Annotated in this window: 31 protein-coding genes and 1 pseudogene; 13 read left to right on the plus strand and 19 right to left on the minus strand. The window is 42.7% G+C overall.

Features of this window, described 5'->3' with window-relative positions; genetic code table 11:
• Nucleotide 1 precedes the first annotated feature (1 nt).
• The 6 genes from Q7J41_RS02455 (at nt 2) to Q7J41_RS02480 (ending at nt 7,750) form a co-directional block, all read left to right on the plus strand.
• On the plus strand, nt 2–1,741 hold the full coding sequence (locus Q7J41_RS02455; RefSeq protein WP_304884901.1) for an ABC transporter ATP-binding protein: 1,740 nt from the start codon (nt 2–4) through the stop codon (nt 1,739–1,741).
• Nucleotides 1,738–3,510: an ABC transporter ATP-binding protein gene (locus Q7J41_RS02460; protein ID WP_304884903.1), complete on the plus strand. Its 1,773-nt coding sequence runs from the start codon at nt 1,738–1,740 to the stop codon at nt 3,508–3,510. Before Q7J41_RS02455 ends, Q7J41_RS02460 begins: the two co-directional genes overlap by 4 nt.
• 31 nt (nt 3,511–3,541) lie before the next feature.
• On the plus strand, nt 3,542–4,465 hold the full coding sequence (locus Q7J41_RS02465; protein ID WP_304884905.1) for a RimK family alpha-L-glutamate ligase: 924 nt from the start codon (nt 3,542–3,544) through the stop codon (nt 4,463–4,465).
• Nucleotides 4,459–5,376: a RimK family alpha-L-glutamate ligase gene (locus Q7J41_RS02470; protein ID WP_304884906.1), complete on the plus strand. Its 918-nt coding sequence runs from the start codon at nt 4,459–4,461 to the stop codon at nt 5,374–5,376. Before Q7J41_RS02465 ends, Q7J41_RS02470 begins: the two co-directional genes overlap by 7 nt.
• Nucleotides 5,377–5,502: 126 nt before the next feature.
• On the plus strand, nt 5,503–7,170 hold the full coding sequence (locus Q7J41_RS02475; protein ID WP_304884908.1) for a metallophosphoesterase: 1,668 nt from the start codon (nt 5,503–5,505) through the stop codon (nt 7,168–7,170).
• Between the two features lie 103 nt (nt 7,171–7,273).
• Nucleotides 7,274–7,750, plus strand: coding sequence for a DNA-deoxyinosine glycosylase (locus tag Q7J41_RS02480; protein ID WP_304884910.1), 477 nt, complete (start codon nt 7,274–7,276; stop codon nt 7,748–7,750).
• 28 nt (nt 7,751–7,778) lie between these two features.
• Here Q7J41_RS02480 and Q7J41_RS02485 read toward each other — a convergent pair whose 3' ends face one another.
• The gene (locus Q7J41_RS02485) at nt 7,779–8,942 is read right to left on the minus strand and encodes a GGDEF domain-containing protein (protein WP_304884912.1); all 1,164 of its coding nucleotides are present in this window, start codon (nt 8,940–8,942) and stop codon (nt 7,779–7,781) included.
• 476 nt (nt 8,943–9,418) lie between these two features.
• Between Q7J41_RS02485 and Q7J41_RS02490 the strand changes: the two genes are divergently transcribed.
• The 3 genes and pseudogenes from Q7J41_RS02490 to Q7J41_RS02500 all read left to right on the plus strand — a co-directional run.
• Entirely contained in the window at nt 9,419–9,589 is a 171-nt protein-coding gene (locus tag Q7J41_RS02490) for a type II toxin-antitoxin system HicA family toxin (RefSeq protein WP_186893716.1), read from the plus strand.
• A gap of 48 nt (nt 9,590–9,637) precedes the next feature.
• A complete protein-coding gene (locus Q7J41_RS02495) occupies nt 9,638–10,057 on the plus strand; it encodes a type II toxin-antitoxin system HicB family antitoxin (RefSeq protein WP_304884914.1) in 420 nt (139 codons plus the stop codon).
• 543 nt (nt 10,058–10,600) lie between these two features.
• A pseudogene (locus tag Q7J41_RS02500) lies at nt 10,601–10,813 on the plus strand (tyrosine-type recombinase/integrase); the annotation flags it as partial.
• A gap of 528 nt (nt 10,814–11,341) precedes the next feature.
• Here Q7J41_RS02500 and Q7J41_RS02505 read toward each other — a convergent pair.
• From Q7J41_RS02505 to Q7J41_RS02525, 5 genes are read right to left on the minus strand one after another with little or no spacing between them, the layout of a single operon-like run.
• Nucleotides 11,342–11,545, minus strand: a complete 204-nt coding sequence (locus Q7J41_RS02505; RefSeq protein WP_304884916.1) for a hypothetical protein — start codon at nt 11,543–11,545, stop codon at nt 11,342–11,344.
• A 49-nt stretch (nt 11,546–11,594) separates the two neighbouring features.
• Nucleotides 11,595–11,948 (minus strand): ImmA/IrrE family metallo-endopeptidase, encoded by a 354-nt coding sequence (locus Q7J41_RS02510; protein ID WP_304884919.1) that lies wholly within the window; start codon nt 11,946–11,948, stop codon nt 11,595–11,597.
• 21 nt (nt 11,949–11,969) lie between these two features.
• Nucleotides 11,970–12,299, minus strand: a complete 330-nt coding sequence (locus Q7J41_RS02515) for a hypothetical protein (RefSeq protein ID WP_304884921.1) — start codon at nt 12,297–12,299, stop codon at nt 11,970–11,972.
• Nucleotides 12,236–12,490, minus strand: a complete 255-nt coding sequence (locus Q7J41_RS02520) for a hypothetical protein (RefSeq protein ID WP_304884923.1) — start codon at nt 12,488–12,490, stop codon at nt 12,236–12,238. The genes Q7J41_RS02515 and Q7J41_RS02520 overlap by 64 nt, the downstream gene beginning before the upstream one ends.
• Before the next feature lie 30 nt (nt 12,491–12,520).
• Nucleotides 12,521–12,934: a hypothetical protein gene (locus Q7J41_RS02525; RefSeq protein ID WP_304884925.1), complete on the minus strand. Its 414-nt coding sequence runs from the start codon at nt 12,932–12,934 to the stop codon at nt 12,521–12,523.
• A gap of 156 nt (nt 12,935–13,090) precedes the next feature.
• On the opposite strand from Q7J41_RS02525, the gene Q7J41_RS02530 reads away from it, so the two are divergent.
• The 3 genes from Q7J41_RS02530 to Q7J41_RS02540 all read left to right on the plus strand — a co-directional run bounded on the left by Q7J41_RS02530 (nt 13,091) and on the right by Q7J41_RS02540 (nt 14,288).
• A complete protein-coding gene (locus Q7J41_RS02530) occupies nt 13,091–13,303 on the plus strand; it encodes a helix-turn-helix transcriptional regulator (protein WP_304884926.1) in 213 nt (70 codons plus the stop codon).
• A 377-nt stretch (nt 13,304–13,680) separates the two neighbouring features.
• Nucleotides 13,681–13,863 (plus strand): type II toxin-antitoxin system HicA family toxin, encoded by a 183-nt coding sequence (locus tag Q7J41_RS02535; RefSeq protein WP_370650975.1) that lies wholly within the window; start codon nt 13,681–13,683, stop codon nt 13,861–13,863.
• Between the two features lie 26 nt (nt 13,864–13,889).
• A complete protein-coding gene (locus tag Q7J41_RS02540) occupies nt 13,890–14,288 on the plus strand; it encodes a type II toxin-antitoxin system HicB family antitoxin (protein ID WP_304884931.1) in 399 nt (132 codons plus the stop codon).
• An 815-nt stretch (nt 14,289–15,103) separates the two neighbouring features.
• Here the strand turns inward: Q7J41_RS02540 and Q7J41_RS02545 are convergent.
• The 13 genes from Q7J41_RS02545 to Q7J41_RS02605 form a co-directional block, all read right to left on the minus strand.
• Nucleotides 15,104–15,304, minus strand: a complete 201-nt coding sequence (locus Q7J41_RS02545; protein WP_304884933.1) for a hypothetical protein — start codon at nt 15,302–15,304, stop codon at nt 15,104–15,106.
• Nucleotides 15,305–15,306: 2 nt separating this feature from the next.
• Nucleotides 15,307–15,519, minus strand: a complete 213-nt coding sequence (locus Q7J41_RS02550; protein ID WP_304884934.1) for a hypothetical protein — start codon at nt 15,517–15,519, stop codon at nt 15,307–15,309.
• Between the two features lie 128 nt (nt 15,520–15,647).
• Entirely contained in the window at nt 15,648–16,229 is a 582-nt protein-coding gene (locus Q7J41_RS02555) for a terminase small subunit (protein WP_304884936.1), read from the minus strand.
• Between the two features lie 255 nt (nt 16,230–16,484).
• On the minus strand, nt 16,485–16,901 hold the full coding sequence (locus Q7J41_RS02560) for a hypothetical protein (RefSeq protein WP_304884938.1): 417 nt from the start codon (nt 16,899–16,901) through the stop codon (nt 16,485–16,487).
• A gap of 393 nt (nt 16,902–17,294) precedes the next feature.
• Nucleotides 17,295–17,744 carry a DUF1492 domain-containing protein gene (locus Q7J41_RS02565; RefSeq protein WP_304884940.1) on the minus strand — a complete coding sequence of 150 codons (450 nt, stop codon included), beginning with the start codon at nt 17,742–17,744 and terminating at the stop codon, nt 17,295–17,297.
• A gap of 124 nt (nt 17,745–17,868) precedes the next feature.
• The gene (locus Q7J41_RS02570; RefSeq protein ID WP_304884941.1) at nt 17,869–18,072 is read right to left on the minus strand and encodes a hypothetical protein; all 204 of its coding nucleotides are present in this window, start codon (nt 18,070–18,072) and stop codon (nt 17,869–17,871) included.
• Nucleotides 18,069–18,278, minus strand: coding sequence for a hypothetical protein (locus Q7J41_RS02575; RefSeq protein WP_304884943.1), 210 nt, complete (start codon nt 18,276–18,278; stop codon nt 18,069–18,071). The genes Q7J41_RS02570 and Q7J41_RS02575 overlap by 4 nt, the downstream gene beginning before the upstream one ends.
• A 5-nt stretch (nt 18,279–18,283) precedes the next feature.
• Nucleotides 18,284–18,817 carry an ERCC4 domain-containing protein gene (locus Q7J41_RS02580; RefSeq protein ID WP_304884945.1) on the minus strand — a complete coding sequence of 178 codons (534 nt, stop codon included), beginning with the start codon at nt 18,815–18,817 and terminating at the stop codon, nt 18,284–18,286.
• Nucleotides 18,818–18,827: 10 nt separating this feature from the next.
• Entirely contained in the window at nt 18,828–19,472 is a 645-nt protein-coding gene (locus tag Q7J41_RS02585) for a hypothetical protein (protein ID WP_304884948.1), read from the minus strand.
• A 90-nt stretch (nt 19,473–19,562) separates the two neighbouring features.
• Nucleotides 19,563–21,215: a YfjI family protein gene (locus tag Q7J41_RS02590; protein ID WP_304884950.1), complete on the minus strand. Its 1,653-nt coding sequence runs from the start codon at nt 21,213–21,215 to the stop codon at nt 19,563–19,565.
• Complete coding sequence (locus tag Q7J41_RS02595; protein WP_304884952.1) at nt 21,216–21,794, minus strand: CHC2 zinc finger domain-containing protein; 579 nt, start codon at nt 21,792–21,794, stop codon at nt 21,216–21,218.
• Nucleotides 21,791–22,078, minus strand: coding sequence for a helix-turn-helix domain-containing protein (locus Q7J41_RS02600; protein WP_304884955.1), 288 nt, complete (start codon nt 22,076–22,078; stop codon nt 21,791–21,793). Before Q7J41_RS02600 ends, Q7J41_RS02595 begins: the two co-directional genes overlap by 4 nt.
• The gene (locus tag Q7J41_RS02605; protein ID WP_304884957.1) at nt 22,079–22,258 is read right to left on the minus strand and encodes a hypothetical protein; all 180 of its coding nucleotides are present in this window, start codon (nt 22,256–22,258) and stop codon (nt 22,079–22,081) included.
• 190 nt (nt 22,259–22,448) lie between these two features.
• On the opposite strand from Q7J41_RS02605, the gene Q7J41_RS02610 reads away from it, so the two are divergent.
• Nucleotides 22,449–23,174, plus strand: a complete 726-nt coding sequence (locus Q7J41_RS02610; RefSeq protein WP_304884960.1) for a helix-turn-helix domain-containing protein — start codon at nt 22,449–22,451, stop codon at nt 23,172–23,174.
• Nucleotides 23,175–23,181: the final 7 nt, after the last annotated feature.

The raw sequence follows: 23,181 nt of genomic DNA on the forward strand, positions 1-23,181 counted from the left end.
GATGGTCAGTTTACTGTTACGGTATTTAAAAGATTACCGGCTCCAGATGATTCTGGTATTTGTATTTGTCCTCAGTCAGGCGGCGGCCCAGCTTTATCTGCCGACGATGATGGGGGATATTATTGAAAATGGAGTCGCCCAGGGGGATACCCCCTATATTCTGAAAAGCGGCGCAATGATGCTGGGGGTTTCGCTGGTGGCAGCGGTCTGTATGGTGGCGTCCAGTTATTATTCAGCTTATGTGACGGCGTCCTTTACCAGCCGGATTCGGGCCGATGTATTTGACAAGGTGAAAGATTTTTCCCAGACCGATTTTAATCGTTTTGGGGCAGCCACCCTGCTGACCCGATCTACAAACGATGCGACCCAGATGCAGATTGTTGTGATCAACGGCTTACGGTCACTGTTGCTGGTTCCGATCACGGGAGTTGGTGCGCTGGTAATGGCTTTTCGGGAAAACGTTACCCTGACGCTACTACTCCTGGGATCTTTTCTGATTACAACGATTATCATCGGTTTGACCACCGCCAGAAGCATGCCCTTATTTAAGATCATGCAGCAAAAAGTGGATCGATTGAACCTGCTGATGAAAGAAAAACTCACCGGGGTGCGGGCGATTCGGGCTTTTAACCGTCAGGATTATGAAACCGAGAAATTTGGTCAGGCCAATCAGGAAGGTATGAATGCCGCCGTCAAAGCAAACTATGCAGTAGCTTTTTTTGCGCCGTTGATGCAGTTGATGATGAATCTGACGATGGTGATTATTCTGTGGTTAGGGGCGGATGAAGTTCAGCAGCAAATCGTTAGTCTCGGCGGTCTGATGGTATTTATCCAATATGTATTAATGTTTATGTCGGCTCTGGGTCTGGTTTCGGCCTTATTAATGGCCTATCCCCAGGCGGCGGTTTCGGCCGCCCGGGTTAAAGAGGTGCTGGATTGTGAATTCTCGATTCAGGATAAGGAAAATCCCGCTGCGCTGGAAAACATTACCGGACGAATCGAATTTAAAGATGTCAGCTTTGGTTATACTGGCGCTGAAATTAATGTTCTGGAGCGTTTAAATTTTGTCGCTGAGCCGGGAAAAATCACCGCCATTGTCGGTGCCACCGGCTCTGGGAAAACAACTCTGGTCAATCTGATTTTACGACTTTACGAGGTCAGCGCTGGGAATATTGTAATTGACGGCATCGATATCCGGGATTGTACCCAGCATGATTTAAGAAATATCATCGCCTATGTTCCTCAGGAATCAGTGTTATTCAGTGGCACGGTGCTGGAAAATATCCGGGTCGGGAAGGATCAGGCGACTGAAGCAGAAGTGACTGAAGCCCTGGCGATTGCCCAGGCACTTGACTTTGTCAATGAACGGGAAGGGCAACTGGCCAGCACCATTTCTCAGGGCGGTAAGGATCTTTCCGGGGGTCAGCGGCAGCGTCTTTCGATCGCTCGAGCGGCCGTCAAAAAAGCGCCAATCACGATCTTTGACGATTGCTTTTCGGCGTTGGATTTTAAAACAGACTCGCTGGTTCGAAAAGCCGTTCGCGAAAAATTTGGTGATAAAACGGTGTTAATTGTCGCCCAACGGATCAGCACTATTAAACATGCCGACCGCATTCTGGTGCTCGACAATGGTGCCATTGTCGGCCAGGGTAAACATGATGACCTGATCCGCGATTGTCTGGTTTATCAGGAAATTCTGAAATCCCAATCCTATAGCGATGGGAAGGAGGAATCACTGTGAAAGCAAAAAAAAGAAAATACAGCTTTGGTGCCATCGGTAAGCGGCTGAGTCATTATTTAAAGGATAAAAAACATGTTATCTTTTTTGTGGCGCTGGCTTTGATTGCCAGTACCATCTTTGCGATTTTTGCACCGGTTGTGACCAAGGATGTGACCGATAGCATTGCCGACAGTATTGCTAAAAATACGGATATTAATTTTTCCTATATTGGGCAGCAACTGATTATCCTGGCCGCGCTTTATATCTTAAGTGCCGGGTTTGCCTATTACGCCACCATGCGCACGACTTATCTGTCGCAACTGGCGATCAAACGACTGCGGGCCGATATTCAGGAAAAACTGAATAAACTGACGCTGAATGTGTTGGATCAGAGTGAACGGGGGGATCTGCTTTCCCGAGTCACCAATGATGCCACAACCCTTTCTGGAGCGCTGCAAAGCAATCTGACCCAGATACTGGTTCAGGCAACCAGTATTATCGGGATCATTGTGATGATGCTGGTGTTAAATGTGTCATTGAGCCTGATCTTCTTTATTGCCATTCCGCTGTCTTATTTTGTGATGAAGCTGATTACCAAAAAAACCCAGGTGCTGTTCCGAAGACAGCAGCAGGAATTGGGGGCCTTAAATGGACTGATTGAAGAAGTTTATGACGGCCATTTAATTATTAAGTCGTTTAATCACGAAGCAAAATCAGCCCGAAAATTTGATGATATTAACCAGCGGTTCTTTAAATCGTATCTGAGTTCGCGGTTTTATTCGGGACTCAGTGCACCGCTGATGAAGCTGATCAATAACCTGGCCTATATTGGCATCTGTGTGGTGGGGGGGATTTTTGTCATTACCGGTACCCTGACTATCGGGGGGATTCAGGCATTTCTGATCTATGCCAATAATATTGCCAGCCCCACCGCCCTGATTTCCAATAACTTGAACTTTATCCAGTCTGGTGCGGCAGCAGCTGAACGAATCTTTGAATTCCTGGATCGGGAAGAGGAACAAGCAGATGTCGGCACCGAAGTTCTGGATGTTACCAAGGCCAAAGGCAGTATTGAATTTAATAACGTTGAGTTTGGCTATATTCCCGAACGAACCTTATTTCATGATGTGTCGTTAAAAGCCGAACCGGGAGAAATCCTGGCGGTGGTTGGACCCAGTGGTGCGGGCAAGACTACCCTGGTCAATCTGCTGATGCGTTTTTATGAAATCAATCACGGCAGCATTCTTTTAGAAGGCTTGAATGTCAAAGAGCTGACCCGACATAACTTGAGATCTGCTTTTGGCATGGTGCTCCAGGATACCTGGCTTTTTGATGGCACCATCGAAGAAAATATTGCTTATGGCAAAAGCGGGGCAACCCGGGAAGATGTTATCGCAGCGGCCAAAAAAGCCCAGTGCGACGAATTTATCAAAAAACTGCCCCTGGGCTATGAGACCCGGATCGGTGGCGATTTTACCACCCTGTCCGAGGGGGAATGTCAGCTTCTGGCTATTGCCCGAACGATTATTGCCGATCCCAAGGTATTAATACTGGATGAGGCAACCTCATCGGTGGATACCCGAACCGAAATACTGATCACCCAGGCCATGGAAGCGATGATGAAAGGACGAACCACCTTTATTATTGCCCATCGGCTCTTTACCATCAAAAATGCCGATAAGATTATTTTTATGAAAGAAGGCGACATTAAAGAGGTCGGCAGTCACGCCGAACTGATGAAGCTGGGTGGTTTATACGCCAATTTATATTTAAGTGCATCAGATAATTAAATTTCAAACAGATAAAATTCAGGAGGTTAAAATGAAAGGTTGGTTATTAAGAAATCCCGGCAAAATGGAAGATCCTTCGATTGTGAAAATTATGAAGGTGGTGGAAGAGCTCCATGTCGATCTGATGGTGGTTGATCCACTGCAGATCCATGTGGTCTGTGACCATGAATTTGACGGAAAACTTTATGTCGGTGACGAAATCATGGAGGTGCCGGATTATGTGGTGGCGGCCTTCTTTACGGAAAAAAACTACCATACTTCGGCAGCGTTGCGAATGCTGGAATCACTGGGCGTGCTCTGCATCAATTCGTATGATGCCATCAAAAATGTTGATGACAAGTTGCTGACCTTTCAGTTGGTGGCCGAGTCCATTGAAGCGGTCTGCTTTCCTAAAACCCTGCTCGTCACCGAGTACACCGAAGCATCCTTTGTCAGTAAACTGTTTAACTATCCGGTGGTGATGAAGGTTATGCATGGCAGTAAAGGCAAGGGGGTAGTGCTGGTCAACAATGAAAAAGAACTGGATAACCTGATCAGCATGAGTACCGCCAGCCAAATCGGCGATGAAATTATTATTCAGGAATGCATCAAAGCATCCTCCGGTCGGGATCTGCGGATGATTCTGGCCAACGGGAAGTTTGTCAAATCATTTATCCGTCAGAATGAAAAGAGTTTTCGATCCAATCTTGCCAAGGGTGGCCATATCGTCGAATATACCCCACCAGCAGCGGTAATTGAGGCCGCCGAAAAGGTCGCCCAGCTACTTAAAATCAATATGGGCAGCGTCGATTTTCTCTTCGGTGAAAATGATACCTTCTATTTATGTGAAGCCAATGCGATGCCGGGAGTGGCTTTTGACATCAAAGTGATGTTTGCGGATTTAATGAAACAGGTCAAAGACCGACCGGAACCGCTCTGGAAAAAACGATTGAGAGAAGGTGGCAAAACATGCTAGGCTGGCTATTAGTTAATCATGAAACCCTGGCAGAACCGTCGATCCAGACGATTATTGCGCTGATTGAAAAGATGGGCGTCAACATCCGAACCGTGGATGTCAGTGAGGTTCAGGTGATGTGCGAACCGGGGGACAGTCAGCATTGTTTTATCGGTGGTGAAGCGGTGGAGGTGCCAGACTTTTCGCTGTCAGCCTTTTTCGGAGGAAATAACTATCACAGCAAGGCCGTTGTTAAAATGCTGGAATCGTTGGATGTGCTTTGTGTCAACAGTTCCGAAAGCTTGAACAACACCGCCGATAAGCTGTTGACCTTTCAAAAACTGGGAGCCGCCAATCAAGGCTTTTTATTCCCTAAAACGGTGCTGATGACCCCGAAAACAAAGCCGTCCTTTATTGCCAGTGAGCTGGGACTGCCTTGCGTGGTCAAGGTGATGCATGGTAGCAAGGGCAAAGGCGTGGTTCAGATTAAAACCGAAAAAGAACTGGAGAATATCCTGGATATTTATGCCGCCATGAATTTTGATGACCATATCCTGATTCAGGAGTGTATCGCTGCCTCGAAAGGCCGGGATATGCGGATTATGTTAAGCGGCGGGAAATTCTCAACTGCTTATATCCGGGACAATGGCGACAATTTTAAATCCAACCTTTCCCAGGGCGGCGATCTGCAATTTATTACGCCACCATCTGAAGTTATCGAAATTGCCGAACAAGCTGCCGCAGTGCTGGATATCTACTTTGGCAGTATCGATTTTCTGTTTGGCGAAAACGACACCTATTACATCTGTGAAGCCAATTCCATGACCGGATTGACCTATTCCAAGGATGCCCTCAGTAATAGTCAAAACAATCCGCTGTTGCTGACGCTGAAGAATATTATGACAGAGGCGCAGAAGCGAAAGCAAAAATAATGGGGAAATAACAAGCGACAGTCGGTGAGCCCTTGGGTTAGTTCTGACAATTTTTCTAAAAACGCATATCAATGATCCGACCGTCAAAAATCAAATCCCAAATATATTATCGAGGAGTTGTGATTAATGAAACCCACTAAATATTTTAGCCTGGCCTGTTTAAAGATTGCCAGTTCTATTCTGGGCGCCTATACATCAATTCAGGATGGCTCAAAAGAGATGACCATCGAGTCTAATGTATTAATGTCCGATGAGCTGAATAACCCACCGGTAAATGATAAGGTTCAGACCATTTTGCTTAAATTCAGCGATGAGCTGGATCCGGGCACCATCGCTGATGCGGTGAAGCTGTATCGCCTCGATGGCACCGGGAATCCGGTCGAAGAAGCATGTGCGGTGAAAATCGATCTCAATGATCCCAAATCGATCCGCATCAATAATCAGGATATCACCCGGTTTGCCCAGGGAGAAGCCTATCAACTGGTGATAAAAAGCAGCTTGGGTGCAAAGACCAAAGCATCTCTGGGTTGTGATTATGTCGGCTATTTTGCCACCAATATTGATTTTGATTTATCCGGCAACCCGGAGTTAAGCAACGAACGTACCCAAATTATTATCGCCAGTGACTTTCATTTAGGCGTTGATTCAGCCTTTGCCGAGCTGGAAAAAAACAAACAGGCGCTGGTGGATTTCCTGAGCCAGGTCAAAAATTCGCCTAATGTCAAAGAACTGGTCATTGGCGGTGACTTACTGGACGAATGGTTTTTGCCTATGGATTATCAGATGCCGGATGAAAAAGCCGCCTTCTTTGATCAGGTGGCGGCCAACAACCAGGCCATCGTTGACGGCTTTAATGCCATCATCGAAGCCGGGGAAATCAAGGTGACCTATGTTCCCGGGAACCATGATTTATTGCTCACCGCTGCCGATGTGGCCCGGATTTTTCCCGGCATCAGCCAGGCCCGAGCAGAACTGCAGGGGCTGGGCAGCTATGTCACCGGTCCCAATTCAGAAATTGTCATCGAGCATGGCCATAAGTATAATTTTTTCTGTACCCCCGATCCGATTTCAAACCGGGCGATCACAAACGATGATACCACTATTTTACCACCGGGTTATTTCTTTACCCGTATCGCCACGACCTGTGTGATTGAGGGTCACCCTCAGTCAGATAATGTCTTCCCGGAAATGATTCCCAACAAAGAAGACCCCAGTCAATTTAACGCCTATTTATATTATCAAACCTGGAAAGCGATTTTGTCGGTGTTGCCAGTCAAGGAGAGCTTTGATGACAAGGTTTTAAAAACCAATATTGACGGATTCACCGAAAATTATTCCATTAATGACTGTATTCCCCAACAAGATAAAGAAACAGGGGCGATTAGCGCAGTGCTTTATCATAACATCCAGGATACCTGGGAGGAACGGCAAACCATCAATGGCGTAACGGTTAAAATTCCCGTCAGCGAAGCGATCACCCGGGCGGCAGTTCCGGCTTTTACCGATTATCAGGCGCAAACGCAGTTTTTTGATGTGGATGCTTCCAAACGGATTGTTGTTTTTGGTCATACCCATGTGGCGGATGTCATTGCTATGAGCAACCGCGACAATCAAAAAACCATTTACGCCAACAGCGGAACCTGGATTGACAATGCCCAGGGCTATCCCACCCGAACCTTTGTGGTGATCACACCACCTAAAGCCGATTCGGCCATTGAAACCGTCAATCTGTATCAGTATTCACCCGACCAGACCATTACCCAATGGACAGAGGCTCAGGCAATCCGAATTTAAAAAAGAAAAATCAAAACGCCCGTGAATCTGCACAGCAAATTCACGGGCGTTTTAAGATTAAATCTTTATGATCTTATCAAAGATGTGAAGGGAGAAAAAGACGATGATCCATACATTTGAACCAGTTTATAATGAGCATTCAAAAATTCTGATCTTGGGGACATTTCCGTCAGTAAAATCCAGAGAACTCAGTTTTTACTACCAGCATCCTCAAAACAGATTTTGGAAAGTCATTAGTGCTTTGGCGAGTTGTCCAACTCCTGGTACCATTGAAGAACAAAAGCTCCTGCTGTTAGAAAATCATATCGCAGTCTGGGATGTGATATACTCCTGTGATATCAATGGCTCGAGTGACAGCTCAATTAAAAATGTGGTGCCCAACGATATTCGATCACTATTAAATAACAGTGATATCGCAACCATTTATGCCAATGGCGGGAAGGCTTTTGAATTGTATAATCGATACTGTTTTGAGTCGACTAAGAAAGCAATTGTCAAACTGCCATCCACCAGTCCTGCCAATGCCAGCTATTCTTTGGAAAAGCTGGTGGCGTGCTGGGGTGAAGAAATACGTTTATAAATCTGGTTGTCGGGCCATTGCAGGCTACTTATTCTTGATAAAGTTTTATTTGGTTGCGGCCGTTTTCCTTGGCCTGATACAAGGCCTGGTCGGCCTTTAAGATGAAACTTTCAAGACCGTCAGGCAAGTTGACGTTACTTTTCCGATCGGTTTCATCCACTGAGTGGATAACATAGCCGATACTGACAGTGACAACCCCAAAAGCAGAGGCTTCATGCCTGATTTGCATAGCTTCAATTGATTTTCGAATGCCTTCAACCAGGGTGTCAGTGTCAGTCAGAGTGTCGAGTTTGATAATGGTGACAAATTCCTCACCACCGTAACGGGTGGTCAATCCCTCAAATGGATAGTGGGATAGACATTGGGCAACCTGAATCAGGCATTGATCCCCCTGTAAATGGCCATAGGTGTCATTATAGTTTTTGAAATAATCAATATCGACCATTAATAGCACAAATGAGGTATAGGGATGATTTAAATAATAGCTTTCCAGCTTGCGGCGGTTGGGAATCCGGGTCAGACCATCCAGATCGATGAGATATTCCAATTCTTTTTTCTGATCGAGGATTGTCTGGGTACTGGAGAGCTGCTTTAATTTTGAAGTTAATATTGTCTGGGCAATAACAACTGCGAAAGCCGTGCTGGCAATCACATTGATAAAATTACCCTGTGTCATCAGGATCGAACTGGGAGTAAAAATAATGGAAATGACAAGAACCAGAAAACTGGGGGCGATTAGGCAAATCATTTCCAGAAATGAAAGGTATAAAAAACTACCGATCAGCAATACATTAATGAGATATAAAAAGGTGGAACCCTGCTCCACGGATAACACGGCTGTAATCAAACTGGCAAAGAGCAGACAGAGCCCGGTGGCACCATAAAAAAAGATAAACTGTCTTTTTTTAACAGCGTCGGGAGAATGAGGGCTACCAACCCCGAAGATATAAATGATACTGGCCAGAATCCACGCGATTCGCAAGGTGGCCTCGATGGTGATAAGTCCCCCAAAGCCATCTTTCAAATAGTATAGCACAAGTAAAAGCAGATTAACTGCCGAGCCGATTACCCCAATAATTTTTAAACGCTTGATATTATCGCACATCAGGGTTTTTCGCAAGATTGCACTTTGCGCTTTATCGTAAGCGGCATAAGGGTTGAGTGATTGAATAACCGAATACAGAGATTTCATTAGACTCCTTCATTTGAACAACGTCTTTTTTAAGTTCATTTTAGCAGAAATCGTTGATGATTAGAAATGAAATATATGTTTGTAACGGATATTTTGCACTTATTTAAAAGAAATAAATAAATCTCAGTATTGAAAAAAAAGATCTGTAAAGATAAGAACACAATTTGAAAACCTTTGCTGGATAGGTGGTAGTGAATTTCAACAATGTTCCTAAATTTTTAGACGATTTAGACTTGATCCGCTGGGTTATACTCTGGCCATTGTCCCAAAAGAAAAGAGACCAGCAAAAAAATGAGCAGATATATTGAAATTAATGGCGTTATTGAATTGCCTGATAACGTGTATCATGACCAGTTTTGGACGGTTTTTTTATTGGAGCTGATTTACCCGCTCATTCATAGTAATGATCTGATCCATGTTGATGTTATTGACAAGTGTGTATCTAGTGTGTATAATATAAGCGTCAGGAGGATACTATGAAACGTAGAGACTTGATAAAAAAGCTGGAAAAAATTGGTTTTGAGTTTGATCGTCATGGAGGAAAGCATGATGTTTACCGGAGAGGTAAAGATTTAGAAGAAATCCCACGACACAATGAAATCAATGAACGTCTGGCAAAAGCAATCTTGAGGAAATGGGGCTTATAAAAGCCCCGCTTCCACTTGTATAATAAAGAAACCCAGGAGGATAAACAAATGAAAGCCATCTATCCCGTGATTTTCACACAAACAGATGATATTGTTCTGGTAGAGGTGCCAGATTTGGGAATTCTGACAGAGGGGGCCGATATGGCCGATGCCATTGATATGGCCCGTGATGCCATTGGATTAAAGGGGATCACGATTCAAGACGATGGTGAAGATGTTCCAGCACCTTCAAAATTCAATGAAATTGATCCTTTAAAGGGCACCTTTGCCACTGATGGAAGAGGCATTGTGTCATTGGTTGATGTGGACTTTACTGAGTACCGCCGCCGACTTGATAATAAAACAGTCAGACGGAATGTAACCTTGCCCAATTGGTTGAATCTTGAAGCAGATAAAGCAAACGTCAATGTTTCCAGGGTATTGCAAGATGCCCTTATGGAAAAACTACACGTTACCAACCGAATGTAAACCGATGAGCCGATACATTGAAATAAGCGGTGTTGTTGAACTGCCTGATAATGTGGATCATGACCAACTTTTGGATGAATTCATTGATTTCCTTGAAAGTAAAGGACTGGCAAGATCGGCGTAAAATCGCGCCGGTGTTCCTTGCCACAATTGGAAAGCAAGATTGGTTCACGTTTTTTCGGGAGCCAATTACCCTGGTACTTTTGAATATTTTTGAGCAAAAGTCTTTTTCTGATTTTTCAGATAAAGTAATCGCCTAATTTGGTGGCAAAAAACTTTCCCACAATCCGCATAGTTGGAAGAGGTAACTCTATCCAATGACTGATAAATCCAGAACTGTTATTTCAAGGGAGGGGGGTCACGCATGCGACCTGCGTGTTATAAGAAAGTTGACCGCCGGTACGTTGTTATAAAAAAACATAAAAAATTAAGGGGGGGGATCGTGGCAAGATCATGATTTTGTCTTTACCCGGTGGAATGGTGAACCGATGAGCCTGGACACGATCGGCGGTTATTTGAAAGAAATTCACAGACAAGCATGGATTAAAGCCGGTGCATCTGCATTCACTCAGGCACACAAACGCCTCGATACTCATTGCCAGCGGTGTGGATCTCAAAACGGTATCCTCACGGCTGGGACATTCTAATTTATCCACAACCGGCAATATATATGCCCATGTGATTAATTCGGCCGATGCAAAGGCCAGTGATGCCTTGGATCATATTTTAGTCACTAAAGCCCGTAAAGCACAGTAACTTTTGTTATTGGGCTTTAATTATTATAAGAACTGTCGCCAAATTGTCCCCAAGGTAGGTGTTTTTTGACACGATTCTATACATGGACATAAAAAAAGAGAACCTCAACGGCTCTCTTGTGTAATTCTTATTGGTGGAGATGAGGGGACTCGAACCCCTGGCCTTCTGACTGCCAGTAAGACAAGTGAAAATCAATGAACTTTCATTAACTCAATAAATGCGGATAATATGCGATACTAGCGTTTTATCTTTTAATAAATGATCATGAATAACAATCAAAAAATCTACTAAAATCCAAAATAAACACCAAATAAACACCAAGGTAGGTATTTTTAATTCCCACTGCAAAGCCATTTAATGACATGCTTCTTAAAATAATTTGAAAATAATAATTTAGATCCGGGCTTTATTGTTTTTGCCCTTTAAAGCCCCATTTAAAGCCCTCAATTCTCCACACATAATCATACAAGCTAAACCCCCTGTTATTATCCAGAATCACCCCCTAGGGGCATAAAAAAAGACCACTCATCAAGTGGCCTGTAAAACAGTGTCGAAAAATCTATGAAAGCTATCATTGTCTAGCTCAGGATACTTCTTTAGCAACCTGTTTTTCTCTTTTAAAATGGTTTTATTGTCACATTTGATTAATAAGTCAGCGTATTCAGCCAGCGCTTTAAATGTTTCAATGTGTTCTGGTTCAATATCTGGGATGTCATTCACCGTTAAATTCAAATTCAATACCTCCAGGGTTAAATTATTTATTCTGGGAAGAGGTCTACCCTCACTGCAAATAACACCATTCAAGACGTATTGCAGCTCTAAGACCGGCCCCAAATGCATCAGCTTCAGCCTCAATAAGTTTGGAATAATTTTCGTCTCTTTGTTCACTCTCACGGCTGTATTTCTTCATATCTATTTTATTTCGATGTAAATAATGATGCCCTAATTCATGGGACAATACTTTTGAGGCTTGCTTGAGGTCATTTTTTAATAATTCCCCAAGATATATACTCGAACAAGATTCGCTATTCACAAGATAAATACCCAGGTCGCTATCTCTGGCCCATGCAAAATCAACCAGCGATTGTTTAGCATATTGCTGCAATATTTTAAATACTTTTTCTTCTTTTGTCATGCTTTTAATTCTCACTTTCTTTTAATTTATGCTGCTGCAAATCTGTTTATGACCGGCGGCCCTTTCAATGGCCTGTAATGATGGTGGGTATACTCGTATCAAGTCTGCCTGTTTTATCGTCCCGATCAGGACATCTGACAATAAATTTCTGAACCCCTGCAGCTGCTCCACCTCTTCCGGGGTGATGCCCTCGACCTTGACGGCCTCAAAATACTTCACCGCATAGAATAACAATAAGCACCGGCTCTTATGATCGAATCCGGCCGCCATGGCTTTGGCTGTCCGGGTCATACCAGCCAGGTAAAGCAGCCGGTAACAGGTATGGTCTGTTGCGTTGGTAAGCTTTTGCATCGATTACCACCCCTTTCAAGCATTCTGTAACGCCCCAATAGCTGTTCACTGTCAAGGCCACATAAGATATCACCCAGAAAATCAAGGGCTGATAAAACCTCATCAGCGGGGTTATTGATACTCAATAGCGTGTTTTGGGCCATCTGTACGGCCTCTTTTACCAGTAGTAACTCTGTGTACTGCGTTCTCATGGGTACAAGCTCCTTTCCTGCCTATACAGGCTATGCAATCTGTGCGTTGATCCGCAACCCATAATATAAGCCATTGCCGCCGACGATCTGTTTTAATGCACCCTTTAGGGCCGTCCCAAAATCCATGACCTTTGATAACCACTCAGCAACCGAAGAGGCCAGATAGCCCACACAGTAGGAATTGCCGTGGATCGTGGCCACTACTTCAACAGCATCGGCTTCAAAGTATCCGGTGGTGTTTCTTTTAAGACTGATGGTAACTTCTGATGGGTCATACTGTTGCATATGGTTGATGGCTGTTTGTCGCTTCCCCTGGGTGACGCCTTTAACAACAAGTGTTTTACCCTTTGCCAGCTCCCAGGCTCTTTTGAATGCCTGGCTTTTGGTTAATCCGGTGGTGGCTAGTTTGTTGGCGGTCCTTGCGATTTCTGATAGGTTATACATGGTGGCTCCCTTCGATGTTTTATTAATTCTATAATTAAATTATAAACTTAAGAGTTAAAAATGTCAAGAGTTATTTAACTTTAAAATTAAATATATAAATAAATATTGATTAAATTCACTTTATAGTTTAATATTAAATGAAAGGAGGTGTTTTAAATGGGTATGACCGAAAAGATAAAAATCGCAATGCTGAAAAGAAATATGTCGCTTAATGATCTTGCTGAAAAAATAGGGCAATCACCACAAAATATAAGTGGGAAGTTTAAACGTGATAACTTCAAAGAAGACGAGCTCAAAGATATCGCCACGGCTTTGGGTTGCACGGTGAATATTGAATTAATTATGGAGGATACCGGGGAAAAGCTTTAACCAATACCAGCCCGGCGACATCGTGGAATATCATGAAGAGGAACCAGAGCCCCAATAGATCGGCTGAAAATTGCGGACATCTTTATAAGCCTGTAAGAAGAGGATCAAACAAAGACCTCTTCTTTTTTATTTTCTGGATCGTGTCGTAAATGTCGTAAATTAATTGGTAACATCTGTTATATATGTTATAAATGTTAGAAACCCATGAAATTAATTCGCAAACGTCCTATTTGTGGGATTCTCAGCACCTCCTATTTTTGATCAAATAAATGGCATAATGAAAATAATTATCACATTCAGGTAAGACATCAATTGACACACGTGTTAACACGTGTTATAATTAATTATGATAAGGAAGTGGGGTTAAGCCAATGCCAATGACACCAAAACAGATGATAAAGCTCCTTAAAGAAAATGGATTTATTGAGGAACGCCAAAACGGCTCCCATAAATTCTTTGTGAATCCAGATACAGGGAAAAGAACCACCGTGCCTTATCACTCAAAAGACCTTAAAAAAGGTACTGAGCAGCAAATATTAAAAGATGCCGGGCTGAAATAGCCCGAACCATAAAGGAGGGAATACCCATGAAGAAATTGTTTTATCCAGCGGTTTTTATTCCTGAAGAGGATGGCGGTTTTTCCGTGTTCTTTCCAGACCTTCCCGGCTGCAATACCTGTGGAGATACCATAGATCAATCGTATGAAATGGCCTTTGAGGCGTTGGGCCTTGTTTTGTCCTATATGGAGGATAAGAAAGAACTGATTCCACAGGCTTCTAACCCACAAGCCATCAAGCTGGAAGAGGGACAGTTTTTAGTAGTGATTGAATTTGATATGGCTGCCTATAAAAAAAGAACTGAATCCAGAGCGGTTAAGAAAACACTTACTATTCCTTCCTGGTTAAATGATGCTGCACTTGAAAAGAATGTCAACTTCTCTCAGGTGCTCCAGGATGCACTCATGGAAAAGCTCCATATTGCATAACCTCAAACCCTTATAAGCCAACCATTAAAGCCCGGGCCAGCGCCTTGGCTTTTTTATTTGCTCAAATTTGAGTAAAAGACGATGGTCAAAATTGTCCACCGTGGGGGTGCTGTTCTAAAATGCACACTATGCACTTTTCAGATATGCATGATCTGCACATCCGGTTTAAGCCTGTAAAGTCAATAATCTTGACAATTCAACTGTCCACTTAAAGGACATTAGGCCTCAGATGTCAACAGTTTTGACGTCCGGTTTCTAAAGTCGGTGATCCCGACTATTCAGGTGTCCGTTTAAAGGACATCAGGCTTCAGATGTCGGCTTTACCGACAACCGGTTTCGCCAACTTGGACAAAAATGTCCGTGTTCAACTGACTATGGTTTTGACAGCCGGTTTCGCTCCTCCAAATTGAGGAACGAGATATGAGGGAATTATCCCACATCTGGCCCTGGCTCCAGTATCTGCAAACAACCGGCAAACAATTTGCTACCGTCATTCGTGTCGGTGCCAGATCCCCGGCCCCTGAAGGGGTTTCCAATATGGTAAGGCCTTGAAGAGGGTATGCCCAACTTGGTAATACCTTTCCCCAAAATTGGGGACATCTTCAGGTATGGTATAACCTGTACCAGACCATTTTTTTATAATTGGTGTGCCTTAATCCGGGGTGTGTCGCGTTTTGCTACCCACTGGCCCTTACTGATGGTGTGCCCTGATCCGGGGTATACGGCGTTTTGCCGTACACCTCCAATAACTCCATAGGTACAAACATAAGCACCACCCAATAAAAACGGCTGTATGAGGCTGTCAGAGGATTATTTTATGGCAATGCGATTGCAGCCACATCACAGCCGAAAATTCCGCCCTGATACCCCTGGTATTTCAGGGTAAACGGTGGAGCCGGTAAAATATCCGTGTCCTGGTGACACGGTTTATTTTCAGCTATAGAGGACTCCTCAATTTTGAGGGCACCCATCACAACCCAGATTTGGGGGTTGACCTTTCGTCGAAATTTCGACAAAACTATGTCCTGGTGTAACTACTCAATTTTGAGCACACCCGGTACAACGGAAAAACCCGTTCTATTTGGCGGCGGAAAATTCCGCTGTGACATTTGGTGGTCGAAAATTCGGCTACCAGATCGGCCCAATTTTCGGCCGGTGTTTCTTCCACAATTGGAATAAAGTATTGGCTCCCGTTTTTTCGGGTACCAATCGCCATGGTACTTTCGCTCATTTTTGCGCAAAAGTCTGAACCCTCAGATTTTTCAGAAAGTTCAGAGGGTACTTTTTCCGTTTTTTCCGATAAAGTCCAACTGTCCGATTTTCCGGATAGTTGGCCAGCCTATATAAAGCTGAATGCCATCATTTGCCATCATTCAACCCCAATGCCTCAATGAACCCGTCATTTTCAAATAGTTCAGACTCTATGTTTTTGCCGTCGATCTCTGCATTTAATTTATCAATCCTGATCCTCTGCTCTAATGTGGCCAGATCCATGTGATCCGATAGCCACTGGAGGGCTTTCATGCGGTCAAGAAGCTTTACCTTTATCCCATTATCCGTTAAGGCTATCTCAGATATTAAGCGACCGTCAACCTCTTCAGAGTTCCTGAGATACACACCATCACTATTGAAAGACACAATATCCGATATATCAGCAAAAGCAATCTCCATGAACAGCTGAAATATATCCTCTGGCCCAATTAACAAGCATTCTGACCTTATCTGCATAAGCTTCTGAATTTCACTTTTTATACTACCATTTATTAACAACCGGGCACCATGGGCGTTGGCCTGGGCATAGTTGCAACCATAAGCCTTCTGATAACTCTTGGTTGCGTTAAAGCAGCATATGTAATGCAAGCAGAAATCCCTCTGTTTGTCCGTTAAATCAGGATTTTCGAAGACTGAACAAATTACTTTTTCGATAACATCTTTAGTCATATTCCCACCTCAAAACATTCCGAACGTTCACTAAAAAAGTTGCAACGTTGCGAACGTTCGCTTTTTTCAATAGTAACGTTACCATTGGAGCATAGGCCATAATAAAGCCCGTATTAAATGTCTCGACCTTAGCATTTCTTAGCATTTCTTAGCATCTGATACCGCCCATACCTTGACATTTCTCAACATCTGAAGAGGTTCTTTTTAGGGTGTCACAAATGTCACCATGCTTCCTTTTTAGGGCCTCTAAAATCTCTAAATATCCTCTTCAGGTGCCATAAAAACCCACGGATAACGTTCGAATAATAAGAGGTGTATTCTGGCTAAATGACCATTAAAACAATAATATAGCATCGTATCATATGGAATTGGGAAAACCGTTGCTGTACCATCGGGATTTATCCGGGTTATCTTCCTTGCGCACATGGCACGGATATACTTAAAAACGGCCTCTGCCGGTTCCGGATCCTGATAGAGCTTAACCAAATTATTGAAGAGGTGCTTTTCATCGTTTGGTAATGTTTCGGGGGCAATGCGCTCATGAACGCCCGTTTTTAATGCGTTGCTATTTCCAGTGGGGGCGCCGTGATTGAGTGCGTTCTTATTGCCGTAAGGTGCACCATGGCCAGCAGCGTTTTTATTTCCCAGTGGCGCACCGCCTTTATTTTTCATGTTTTCACCTCACCGGTTGTTTGTTTGTTTTTGAATGTTGTTATTTTGCACGTTCCTTTTTAGGGCGTCCGATTTGTCCGGATACAATTCAAAAGGTGAGTTTTTCATAGAGATATGAACCTTAACATTTCTTAACATCTGGAAGAGGGGCAATAATTGGTAACCCTTTTTTAGGGACTGACAAATCTGACTATACTTCTTTTTTAGGGCCTTGGAAATCTTGGGATACTGTATTCCGCAGTAGCCCCTTTTTAGGGTGTTAGAAATGTTAGGACACTTATATCTTAACGTTAGCAATAGTTAGCATTTCTAAGCATTTCTAAGCATATTATTCTTGAATGTTAAGTTTTGTTAAGCCCTTTTATTATGGCCATTAGGATTAAATGGTGTACATCAGCGGTCTATTGCCACAAGCTCCAGCGCCTGGTTGTGCAATGCCCCCATTTTTTCACCCCGGCCGATGCCTATTTTATTACCAGCCTCTTTATAGTCCATGCCATTAAGATAAAGCAAGTTTAGCAATAGTCGATATTTTACAGGCTTTACACTATCTATCATTTTTATGGTCTCCGTTCTGATTCTGACTGATTCCCTGACCTCTGCATCAGCTTTTACCCTTAAAGGTTCCAGGTCGTTGATCCGGTCATACAGATCTTTTTTATCCCCGCCGGTTATTCTGTCGCCCTTAATGTATTGGGTGGTCATGGTTGCCCGTTCAAAGGCTTTTAAGTATTTGTCTGTTGCCGCTTCCTGTTTGTCCAGCTGGTACCGGTACCCGGATAAAATCGAGTGCTTCCAGACGTTCCCCGGATCCACCCCGATTGCAATGTTTGTCTTTGCCATTTAAGCCCCCTTATGGTAAAATGATTTCAATGCATTCATAATATCCACAAAGGGGCCCGTTCCTTTCCGGGTCTTTTTTTTACGCCTGTAAGGAGAGGTCACACCATGCGCCGGGCTTGCCATACTAATTGACCTCTGGCTTATTTAACGCTCTAAAATATTCCAATACGGGCTCTAAACGATAAATAGCAGTCTCAACATTACAACAAACGGCCATCTCATCTTCCAACGGATTATCTTCATCAACGATGGGGGTCAGTTCCATTAATGCCAGTGTGATTCTGGTTTCAATTGATTTGTTTAGGCTCGTGTTTTTTTCACTAATCATCGCAAACCCCTTTTTTTACAGTAATGCTTAATTTCTTTATAAACCCGTTCACCTTCATCTTTTGCCCGGTCAGCCATCAAACACAGGTCTTGCCCTTTTATACAGGCCTCTTCCCAGTTTGCGGCGTAAACATCAATAATCACCGGCACGTCTGCACCATATTCCTTGTCTTCAAAGACAAACCCATATTTTTTTAAATTCCTCATGTTTTTCATCCCTTCAAAAATTTATTGCGTACATGGTAGTATAAAAACGAATAAATATATAACCCGGCGTCATTCCGGTCAATGAAAGCCAAATTGAAGCCGTGTTCACTCTGTAAGGACAAGAGGGAAGCCATATAAGCCTTTTCATTGAATTGGGTGGTATACCGGTGGTTTATGATGTCACTGAAGCTTTTGCCCTCAATCATCAGGTGAAATTCTGCCTTTGATGCCCGGGTCAACTCATCTTTGAACCGCTCCCGGCCGTTGGTGAGATTCCCGGACAGCTCTTCCAGGGATCCCTTGCGCTCAATAACCACCGACTGGTCAAAGAAGAGGTCTCTCATGATGCCCATTTCAGCGTTGGCCGGGATCATAGCGGAATAATCGCCAAAACTCAGGGCCTTGGACTGGTAAGGCACCTCTTTCTTTTTTAAATAGCCTGTAATGTGGTCGTTTGCCTGCTCCCTGGTATCACACAAGATCACCATGGTCTTAAGCAGCGCCTTTAATTCGGTGTCAGAATATCGATATAAGTTCATTGGCACCCCCTTAATTCACTAATTTTAAATGCCGTGGCACTGGCTTTTTCACCGGAAATGATCGGCCATCGTCACCCATCATGAAGGTTTGCCCGTCGTCGGTTTCATATTTCCTGAAGGTTTCCACCTTTACGCCCTGATCCTCAAAGAATTGCTCCATTAACCCTTTGCCGGTGTCCATGGTATGGATCTCACTGACAACGCTCATACAATGCACCTGATACATCATGACGGTGGGGTTCATATAGGCCCATAAGAGGGAAGAGGCCGTTTCCGGTAACCGGATCGGCTCATGTAACCCGTGGGCCTGTAATGCCTCCATGGTGCTGAAATAGTCCTTGCACTCGTATTTTGCCCCATCATAGGACTTTGTAACCGGAAAGATCGTCAACAGTTCGGCCGGGGTTAATTCACAGATTTCATTTAAGAGCATCTGATCAAAGACTAGCAAGCTTTCCAGATTTTCACGGTCCATGGCCTTAATATCCACAATGGCCAGATAATTGACAGTGTAAAATATAATCCTCTTCGTAACATCTTTATTATCCGGTACCAATTGTTTTGCCTTTATAGCCCGGATCATGCCTTCAAGGTATTTGCGTTCATAACCAACCGGTGGGTGGTCTTTTTGGGTTCCTTCAATGAGTTTTAACATGTTTGATCCCTCCAAATTATTGATTTACTGTTAGATATGTTGCAAATGTTAGAAAAGATAGTTTTCTTGAATTTACAACATATCTAACATTTACAACAGCTTATTAAAAATAAAATACAATGGGTTAAGCTTATAAATAGTAGCTGACTTTCTGCCTAATCTTCCAGTATCGAGTGGTTTAATTTCAAATAGATAACCGTACTCAATGAGGGTATCCAGTAAAGGCTCTAAATCAGCTGTTACTTTTATCACTGGGTTTCTGCACATGATTAATATTTCATTTTTCTTATATTGTTCTTGTGGGTTCTGCTCCAACTTCCTTAAGACAAATCTAACTTGCTTCATCTGGTCATCTGCACCCATCAGATCATAGGCATTCATTGAATGAATTAAAAAATATCCCCCTATATCCATTGCGTTTGCCATGGTTTCCATACTGACCGGATCGCCATTAAGTAGGCTTTCGTATCCCATGCAATGGAGTATTCCAGCTATCCGCAATACTGCACCGTGTAATTTACTGGCAAAATCTGTCATAGTGCTTAAATCATTTCCAACCTGCTGCCTGTTTTCAATGTCTTCATAAAACAAGCGATATGCAGCCGTTGCCTCTTCTGACAGTTTAATTATTTTAGGCTGATCGTTTTTTATTTCAAGCAAGCTATAAATTAGATCCCTATAGGCTCTTTCATAAACCGGTGATATCGGGGTAGTGTCAAAACTGCGATGCCCAACCATTGAATTAGGTTTGCAATATAAAAATCGTGCTGTTAAGCCCCTGCCTTTAAAGGTGCCATTATCAAACATTCCTTCAATGACATTACTTTGGACGGCCAAAAGAATGGTTAATGTTGGGGCCGGTATGTATTCCGGGGGCCGTCCCCTCCGGTCTACCCTGATCGAGTCGCCACAATGCGCTTTTAATGTAGTATCAATGGAAACTGTGTTTGAATATTTACCGGCCAGTGTGTCAAAGAAACCTCCTTCTGCTGAAATCACTGATAATTTACCGTCATTATCAGCCAACAAAGAGGTTAACGCCTCTGGTGTAACATCATCAGCGATCAACCGAAGAGGCCTGATCTGTTCCGCTTCCAACTCCCTGCATTCAGTTTTAAGGTAATATGCTTCATCGGCTTTGTTTGCGTCCTCAAGCTTTTTAATTTGTTTTTCTTTGGTGCTGAGTTCGATCTTCTGCCTATCTATTTCGGCTTGCCTGCTTTTATTGACTTCCCGTTCAAATTCATGAACATGTTTTGTCATTGCGTTGATAATGGCACTCTTTCTTTCCCCGGGGTTTGCAATAATCAGGGTATATATGTTTAAAGGCTCAAAATAATCAGGTTTACCTCTGATTTTAAATTTACCTTGTACAGTACCGGCAATCACTGCCAGTGATGCAACGGCGCACATATCAATAGGTGTGGCCGTGCTTTCTGAAACAGCCTGGACATAGTTTTTCACCACTGGCGGTAATGATCCAAGTGGAAAAGATGGTAATTTCACTTCTTTTTCAAGCGGTTTTGGCTTTTCCCATTTTATTCCTGGTGTGCTTTCTGGTATAATAGTTGTATTATCACATTCATTCAACACCACAACATTACCCATTATGTCACTGTTATTCGAGGTTTTATGAGGCTCCTCGGCTTTTAAGGCCTCAATTTTTTTTATGATCTCATCTTCATGCTTCTTTTTTTCTTCTTCCTGTAATGCTTCCAAAAGTCGTAATTTTTCGCTGTTCATCTAAGATGCCCACACCTCCAGACTGTTTAAATTTTTGTATAATTCAATTTTTTCCTCATGACTGCCTTTAAGGAGGATATCCAATAAATAATTGACGGTTTCCCATTGGTGCATGGCCTTAACATAACGGGGGTGAAACTCATCCATTTCACTTACCGGCTGGTATTTCAAGATATTTTTCCAGTAAAAACGTGCCAGCTGTGCATGATCCGAATACGTCTTATCACACCAATCATCAAAAGCCTGTTTTAATTGCCGTTGCCGTTCCATTTCCTGTATTTTGGCGGTATTCGGTTGATAATCGCCTTTAAGATCAAGACCTAGCCCGAAATCAGCATTAAGCTTGTTCACTACCTCTAAAGGCTCCAGGTCAAATAGTTTGGCCACCAGATCAATTGCCGATCCACCAGCACCACACGCAAAGCATTTAAAACGGTTGTTTTTAAAGCTCATGCTTTCATGATGATCATTATGGAAGAGGCATAAGGCTTTATGATGCCGGTTGACCTCAAGCCCGTATCGCCTGGCAACCTCTTCAATGTCAAGGGTTTGGCGAATATGATCAAAGGGGTCAATCATTTTATGCGGCCTATGTTCCTTTTAAACTCCGTCATCCTGTCGGTGCTGATATGGGTAACGGCGGCTGGGGCTTCCTCTTCCTGCGCTTCGTCCTGGAAGGGGTTAAGCAAATATGCCAACAGGTCGTCAAAATTAATCAGATGCTTACGGCCTGCCTTAACGCTCTTGATTTTGCCATCCAATACCAGCCGTCTAATGGCGCATTGGGTGAGGGCTGTTTGTTCATCCAGAGCCTTTAATTCGGCTGATGCCTCTGGCACTGTCCGCATACGTGGGATATTCATTTATTTTTCCTCCTTGCTTAATTTTTTGATTGCTTCAAAAATCCGCTGTTTTTCTGTGTCTGGCAGTTCTTTTCTAAGTCGCCTAACAAAAGTGTTTTCGTGTATCCCTAAATAATCGGCTAATTCCCAATGCTTTACACCATTTACCTTTAATGCTTCACGAATATCTTTGTTTTTCATATATTTTCGAACCTCCTATAAATAATTTTCTTGTCAATTAATGGTGATGGTGATAATATATAATCACCAATAGTTGATGATAGTGATATCATACCAGAACACGGATGAATGATCAACATAAATTGTAATTATAAATTTGTCAATTATTGCGTACCATTAATTCGATAAAAGTTTAGGAGTAAATAAAACAATGGCAATTAATACTATATTTAGTGAACGTTTAAATTTATTAATGAAGGAAAGAGGGGTAACACAAACTACCCTTTCTGATGCTGTAGGAATAACAAAACAGTCTATAAGCATGTATTCAAATGCACATAGGGTGCCGGATATTGAAGTCTTTAAGAAAATTTGCGATTTCTTCGAAGTGTCGGCTGATTATTTATTAGGTACCAGCGATATCAAAAGCTTCGATATTGATAACGTCGGAATTAATAAAAAATTAGGACTTAGTGATGAAGTGATCACTATGATTGAATTAATTAAAAGAAAAGACGAATTTCTTGGAATTGATTTCTTTAATTATTTTATTTCCGAACCATTTTTCATAGATTTATTTATGCTTATTCGTGAATATATGGTTAATCTTGCACAAAACACTTTGGTCGATAATAGCTTCTTTAGAAAATACATTACTGAGAACAATTTAATAATAAGCGATGAAGAATTAGTTGAACGCCGTGAATATGCATTTAATTATGATGATAGAAGCGATTGTATGCACGCACTCAATTTACAAAAGAAAGCAAAAAAAATATATGATGACCGGGGGTACTTGAGTTACAAAATAAATGAAGCAATAGGAGATGTACTTTATAATGCAACAATTGAGAATTTGGAAGAACTACAATTTAATAAAGAAGTAAAAGATACATTAGATTTATTTTGGGATAAAAAAACTGAAGAATTTGAGTAATACTTAA

It is taken from the genome of Acetobacterium sp., from assembly GCF_030652775.1.
Lineage (GTDB): Bacteria > Bacillota > Clostridia > Eubacteriales > Eubacteriaceae > Acetobacterium.